The organism is Streptomyces sp. NPDC086549, from assembly GCF_044746205.1.
Classification (GTDB): domain Bacteria; phylum Actinomycetota; class Actinomycetes; order Streptomycetales; family Streptomycetaceae; genus Streptomyces.
The window spans coordinates 190,410-196,439 of the sequence record NZ_JBIVBS010000019.1; the positions used below are offsets into that span (position 1 = coordinate 190,410).

At 67.9% G+C, this 6,030-nt stretch carries 6 protein-coding genes; 3 read left to right on the forward strand and 3 right to left on the reverse strand.

Features of this window, described 5'->3' with window-relative positions:
- The first annotated feature begins 2 nt into the window (after positions 1-2).
- Positions 3-965, forward strand: a complete 963-nt coding sequence (locus ACIPSA_RS41690) for an ATP-binding cassette domain-containing protein (RefSeq protein ID WP_402644946.1) — start codon at positions 3-5, stop codon at positions 963-965.
- On the forward strand, positions 962-1,780 hold the full coding sequence (locus tag ACIPSA_RS41695) for an ABC transporter permease (protein WP_402644949.1): 819 nt from the start codon (positions 962-964) through the stop codon (positions 1,778-1,780). Before ACIPSA_RS41690 ends, ACIPSA_RS41695 begins: the two co-directional genes overlap by 4 nt.
- A gap of 105 nt (positions 1,781-1,885) precedes the next feature.
- Here ACIPSA_RS41695 and ACIPSA_RS41700 read toward each other — a convergent pair whose 3' ends face one another.
- Positions 1,886-2,755, reverse strand: a complete 870-nt coding sequence (locus tag ACIPSA_RS41700; RefSeq protein WP_402644952.1) for a GNAT family N-acetyltransferase — start codon at positions 2,753-2,755, stop codon at positions 1,886-1,888.
- A gap of 155 nt (positions 2,756-2,910) precedes the next feature.
- On the reverse strand, positions 2,911-3,828 hold the full coding sequence (gene sigJ / locus ACIPSA_RS41705; protein ID WP_402644955.1) for an RNA polymerase sigma factor SigJ: 918 nt from the start codon (positions 3,826-3,828) through the stop codon (positions 2,911-2,913).
- A gap of 101 nt (positions 3,829-3,929) precedes the next feature.
- Between sigJ and ACIPSA_RS41710 the strand changes: the two genes are divergently transcribed.
- The gene (locus ACIPSA_RS41710; protein ID WP_402644957.1) at positions 3,930-4,304 is read left to right on the forward strand and encodes a hypothetical protein; all 375 of its coding nucleotides are present in this window, start codon (positions 3,930-3,932) and stop codon (positions 4,302-4,304) included.
- A 438-nt stretch (positions 4,305-4,742) separates the two neighbouring features.
- Here the strand turns inward: ACIPSA_RS41710 and ACIPSA_RS41715 are convergent, their stop codons facing one another.
- Entirely contained in the window at positions 4,743-5,060 is a 318-nt protein-coding gene (locus tag ACIPSA_RS41715) for a hypothetical protein (protein ID WP_402644959.1), read from the reverse strand.
- Positions 5,061-6,030: the final 970 nt, after the last annotated feature.

Below are 6,030 nucleotides of genomic sequence, written 5' to 3' on the forward strand. Positions count from 1 at the left end.
TCATGACCGACCTGGCCGTCGCGGCGAACGGACTGCGCAAGTCCTACGGCGACAAGACCGTCCTCGACGGCGTCGACCTGGCCGTCGAGGAAGGGACGATCTTCTCCCTGCTCGGCCCGAACGGCGTCGGCAAGACCACCGCCGTCAAGATCCTCTCCACCCTCGTCTCGCCCGACCCCGCCAGTGGCCAGATCCGCGTCGGCGGCCACGACCTCGCCGCCGACCCGCAGGCCGTGCGCGCCGCGATCGGCGTCACCGGACAGTTCTCCGCCGTGGACGGGCTGATCACCGGCGAGGAGAACATGCTCCTGATGGCCGACCTGCACCACCTCTCCAAACACGAGGGACGACAGGTCACCGCCGAACTGCTGGAGCGCTTCGACCTCACCGAGGCCGCGAAGAAGCCCGCGTCCACCTATTCGGGCGGCATGAAGCGCCGCCTCGACATCGCCATGACCCTGGTCGGCAACCCGCGGATCATCTTCCTCGACGAGCCGACCACCGGCCTCGACCCGCGCTCCCGCCACACCATGTGGCAGATCATCCGCGAACTCGTCACGGGCGGCGTCACCGTCTTCCTCACCACCCAGTACCTGGAGGAGGCCGACCAACTCGCCGACCGCATCGCCGTACTCAACGACGGCAGGATCGCCGCCCAGGGCACCGCCGACGAACTGAAGCGGCTCATCCCCGGCGGACACGTCCGGCTCCGCTTCACCGACCCGGCCGCGTACCGGAGCGCCGCCTCCGCCCTGCGCGAGGCCTCCCGGGACGACGAGTCCCTCGCCCTCCAGCTCCCCAGCGACGGCAGCCAGCGCGAACTTCGTTCCATCCTCGACCGGCTGGACTCGGCCGGCGTCGAGGCCGACGAGCTGACCGTGCACACCCCCGACCTCGACGACGTCTTCTTCGCCCTCACCGGCGGCACCGGCATCCCCAACCAGCCCAAGGAGGCTGTCCGATGAGCTCCCCCCTGGCTCCCGCCCGCCCGACCAGGATCTCCCTCGCCGTACGCGACTCCTCCACGATGCTGCGCCGCAACCTCCTGCACGCCCGGCGCTACCCGTCGCTCACCCTGAACCTGCTGCTCACCCCGATCATGCTGCTGCTGCTCTTCGTCTACATCTTCGGCGACACCATGAGCGCGGGCATCGGCAGCGGCGGTCCGGACCGCGCCAAGTACATCGCCTACATCGTCCCGGGCCTCCTGCTGATGACCATCGGCAGCACCACGATCGGGACCGCGGTCTCCGTCTCCAACGACATGACCGAGGGCATCATCGCCCGCTTCCGCACGATGGCGATCCACCGCGGTTCCGTGCTCATAGGACACGTCATCGGCAGCGTGCTGCAGTCAGTCATGAGCGTGGTCCTCGTCGGCGCCGTCGCCGTGGCCATCGGCTTCCGCTCCACCGATGCCACCGTCCTGGAGTGGCTCGCGGCCTTCGGACTGCTCGTGCTCTTCGCCACGGCGCTCACCTGGATCGCGGTCGGCATGGGCCTGGTCAGCCCGAACGCCGAGGCCGCCAGCAACAACGCCCTGCCCCTGATCCTGCTGCCGCTCCTCTCCAGCGCCTTCGTCCCGCTCCACTCGATGCCGGGCTGGTTCCAGCCCATCGCCGAATACCAGCCCTTCACACCCGCCATCGAAACCCTGCGCGGACTCCTCCTCGGCACCGAGATCGGCAACAACGGATGGCTCGCCGTCGCCTGGTGCCTGGGCCTCGCGGTGCTCGGCTACTTCTGGTCCACCTCCAAGTTCAACCACGACCCGAAATAACCGCCATGACAACGCGGGCCACCACCCGCAACCCGTCCCACCCGAGGGCGGCGTACACCGACACCCCGTCGACGTACGCCGCCCCGTTCGTGTGCCAGGAAGACATCATCTGCCCGCACACGCGAAGTCGAACCCGATGAAGTCGATGACCGGGACGTATCCAACGCGCTGATACAGGGCATTGCTGGTGGGATTGGCCGGGTTCGTGAACAGCACGACCTCCTTGGCGCCCGCGGCGAGCGCGGCCCGGCTCACCTCGACCGTCACTGCGCCCGCGTAGCCGCGACCGCGCAGGTGGGCTGGGGTGTACACGGGGTCCACCCGGACCTGGCCGCCGACCAACGGGTTCACACCCGCCATGGAGACGGGCGTACCGTCCGGGGTCTCCCAGAACGTATAGCGCTTCTCAGCGAAGCGTGTGCCGCCCCAGGACGCGGCGTCGATGGAGACGACCTCCCCGACGTCCGCGGCGAACTCACGGCACCAGCGCATGACGTGCTCATGGTCCCGCTCACCCACGAGTCGGCCCCGGCCCGCCGGGACCGGCTCCGGCGGAGTGAGCGTGCCGAGGCGGTAGAGACGGCCCCACCAGTCGCGTACCGCCGCTGCGCCCGTGTGCCGCTGCCAAGCCTCGGCGAAAGCGGTGGCGGTGTCGTGGTCCGCGGTGACGCCGGAGAACGGGCGGCCGAGGCCGGCCAGGTGGGCGGCGAGGGTGTCGGCCTGCTCGGGGGAGAGGGCGGTGAGGGTCAGGCGCCCACGCGGAGTGCGGTAGAAGATGGCGCGGACCTCGCCCCCCGACTCCAGCCGGCCGAACACGGTGGCCTCGGCGCCGTATGCGTCCGCACCACGTGCTCGCAGTTTCTCGAGCGTTGTCAGCGGCGTGTTGTGCATGACGGGGCGCGAGCACAGGAAGTCTCCGGCGCGGGCGAGGAAGTCGTCGATGTCTTCGGTGAGGTGCCAGTCATCCGGACGCATGCTTCATGATCCCGGATGTACTCGACGCCGGGGGAGCACTTGCCCAGAGACGAGCCACCGCCGACCTGCTGGCACCGTACGGGCACCGCCCGCCACGCCTCTGCCCCCGAAACCACAGGCCGCTCCAGCGCGGTCCGCCTGCGAGCGAGGGCTGGCTAGCCCTTCCCCACCCACGGCCGCAGCTTCTCCGGGTTGCGGATCGCCCAGATCCGGGTGACGCGCCCGTCGGAGACGTCGAACGAGGCTACGGTCATCACGACGCCGGCACGCTGGGCCACCAGGCCCGGCACACCGTTGACCGACCGCTCCAGGAGTTCGAGTCCCGGAGCCTTGTCGGCAATGGCGACCATGTACTGGGCGATACGCGCGCCGCCCTCGACCGGGCGCAGGAGAGTTCCGACCATGCCGCCGCCGTCGGCGGTCATCACGGCGGCCGGGTCGAGGAGACCCACGAGGACTGCGATGTCCTTGGCCTCCCATGCCTCTTTGACGTGCCTCACCACGCCGGCCTGGCCGGTCGCAGTCACCGGAGCGCGCGGAGGGCTCACCCGCCGCCGGGCGGAGGCCGCCAACTGCTTGCAGGCCGCAGGGGTCCGGCCGAGAACGCCGGCGATCTCGGCGAACGGGTACCGGAAGACGTCGTGCAGGACGAACGCCACCCGCTCGGCGGGCGTCATCGACTCCAGGACGACGAGGAAGGCCATGGCCACCGACTCGTCCTGGACGATCTGGTCGGCGGGGTCTGCGGTGCCGGTGGGGTCGGCGCCGCCCGCGTGCTCCCACTCGGTGCGGTCGGGCAGCGGCTCGGGCAGCCACGCGCCGACATAACGTTCACGGCGGGCCCGCGCCGAGCCGAGCAGGTCCAGGCAGATACGGCTGGTCACCGTCGTCAGCCAGGCGCCGGGGACCAGGATCTCCTCCTGCTGGCTTCGTGGCAGCCCGTACCAGCGTGCGTAGGCGTCCTGTACGGCGTCCTCGGCCTCGGTCACGGAACCGAGCAACCGATACGCGACATTGATCAGTTGGCGTCGCTCGCCGGCTACCTCAACTGAGCTGGTCCCGACAGTCCCCATGCCTCCGGCCGCCCCCTCGCCTTACCTTTCGCAGGCCCGCGTCGTCGGGCTGGTGAGACCTTATCGATCTACTGCCCGAGGGCGGACAAGGGGACTGTGACATGGCCACTCAGGTGACAACGACAGCGAATGCACAGCGCAGCTCCTCGTTCCTGCAGATCGCGATCGTCCTGCAGACCCTGACCATCTTCCTCCAGGCGGTCTCCGCCGGACTGCTGCTGACCTCGCACTACGGAGAGACGCTGCACAGTGTCGGAGCCCGTGTGATGTACGGGGCGTCGATGCTGTACGTGCTCGCTGCGGTGCTGGCGTGGAAGCCGGGCGGCGGCTCGCCCCGACCCATCTGGCACGCGACAGGTTTCCTCGTACTCGCCTCGGTCCAGGTCGTACTCGGCATCGCGCACGTCCCGTCGGTCCATCTCCCCCTGGGCTGCTTGATGTTCGGCCTGAGTGTGCTGGCGCTGGCCCGGCGTTAGGTCCGGTAGGAGGCCTGTCGGGGTCAACCGGGTGGTGTCTCTTGGGTCGGGTGGTTCGTCGTGTGGGTGCTGCTTGTGATGGATGTGGCCGGGGGGTCGGCACGCCTCCCCCTCCACTGCTGATTCTGGGGTCCGTTCCCATTGCTTTTGCCCTGTGCTGGTGGTCGGCCAGTTTGCTGTTGGGTGTTTGGCGGGTTTGGTGTTTGGGTGTTTTGTGTCAGTGCTCGGCCTGTTTTCTGTTGGTGCCGTTTTTCGGGATCGGCGCGAAGTGACCGATTGTTGTGGATTGTGTAGGGACGTCGGCCTGGCGGTGTTCGTTCGTGTGAGCATTGCAGCGTGTGTGTCGTCTGGGTCCCTGGCTTGTGGTGGGCTGGGTGTGTGTCTGCCTCGTGGGTGGTGAGTGTGTGTGCTGCGGGTTCCTGGTTGTGGATCGTTTGTTCAGGCGGTGGGTCGGTTTCGTAGTGGTACGACGGCCTTGCGTCCGGTGGTTTTCTCGCCGAGGCGGAAGAATTTCACTTGGCCTTCGTTGTGTGTGTGCTCCAGCCACCTGTCTTCGACCAGTTCTCTGCGAGCGCGTGAGAAGTGTGGTGCGGGTACTCCTATGCGTTCGGCCAGTTCAGCCGCCGTGCGTTCGACGGCGTGCTCCAGGCCGCCCAGGATTGCGTACGTCATGAGTACGTTCTGTTTCAGGTGTGGCAGTTCCTTCATCTGTTCCTGCAGGGCGGCGAGTTCGGGGTACGGGATTTGACGTGGCATTGGTTCGGCCCTTCGATGCTGAGCTGGAGCGTTCCGGCAGAGTCGGCAGGTGGAAGGCGGCTGCTTGTTCGGACTGTTCCCGCCCGGAGAGGGCGGAGATGATGTGCGGGCTGGCCCGGTACAGCCCGCGGGGGCTACGCCGTCTACATGCAACGTACGAACCCCCGCAGCTGATGCCCCGCACGAATAGCCCTGTGCTCCTCTGTTGCCGCCAGGGATACGGAGTCTGACGAGTCACCACATTACGGGGCGAAGGGCGCTAACCCCGGTTCCTCTCACTGGTGTGGGTTATGGCGCGGGTGGGCTGGGGGCTCGTATGGTTGGGCGACGACTGGTTGTCTTGACCGCCTGTTTGTGCGCAGGACCCTTGAACGCACTGGCAGTTGTGAGGCCGGCTTGCAGTCCGAAGCGCGGTTCGTTGAGTGTCAGGCCTGCGCGGTGGGGCTCGGGCACTGCATGGTGGCGGGGGTCCGGCAACGGCCCCGTGACCCAATTTCGATCCGTGCTTCATTTTGAAGCACAACTGAGGCTCATTCACATGATCTTTCGGTGTGGCTGCTGTGCTCGAAGGTTGGTCGAGTCGGCCTCTTCCCCATTGCTTTTTCCTGTCTTGAGGGTGGTTCAGGTGGCCGGCTGGAGCGCAGCGGAAGCCAGGGCAGGTGCGGTTGAGTTGTGGAGTGCGGGTGAGCGTCTGCTTCGCAGCCGCACTGGGGCGCCGGCCCGCGCAGGTGAGTCCCCCGCTGTGCGGGGGACTGGGTGCGGAGTTGCGAAGCGGCTCCGCACACTGCTCGCGCGGAGCGCGAGCGTGAACTCACCTGCGAAGCAGGTGAGTTCACTGCCATTGCGCAGCAATGGCAGTGGCATCCTCGCGAAGCGAGGATGCGGGTCCGCGGAGCGGACCCGCCTGCGCTGCGCGCAGCGCAGCGCTTCGCTTGCATCGCGCGCAGCGCGATGGGACCCGCTCCGCGGG

What these genes read in the sequence shown, in the direction of transcription:
- ACIPSA_RS41690 (WP_402644946.1), top strand. Translation starts at nt 3, where the DNA reads ATGACCGACCTGGCCGTCGCGGCGAACGGACTGCGCAAGTCCTACGGC.
- ACIPSA_RS41695 (WP_402644949.1), top strand. Translation starts at nt 962, where the DNA reads ATGAGCTCCCCCCTGGCTCCCGCCCGCCCGACCAGGATCTCCCTCGCC.
- ACIPSA_RS41700 (WP_402644952.1), bottom strand. Translation starts at nt 2,755, where the DNA reads ATGCGTCCGGATGACTGGCACCTCACCGAAGACATCGACGACTTCCTC.
- sigJ (WP_402644955.1), bottom strand. Translation starts at nt 3,828, where the DNA reads ATGGGGACTGTCGGGACCAGCTCAGTTGAGGTAGCCGGCGAGCGACGC.
- ACIPSA_RS41710 (WP_402644957.1), top strand. Translation starts at nt 3,930, where the DNA reads ATGGCCACTCAGGTGACAACGACAGCGAATGCACAGCGCAGCTCCTCG.
- ACIPSA_RS41715 (WP_402644959.1), bottom strand. Translation starts at nt 5,060, where the DNA reads ATGCCACGTCAAATCCCGTACCCCGAACTCGCCGCCCTGCAGGAACAG.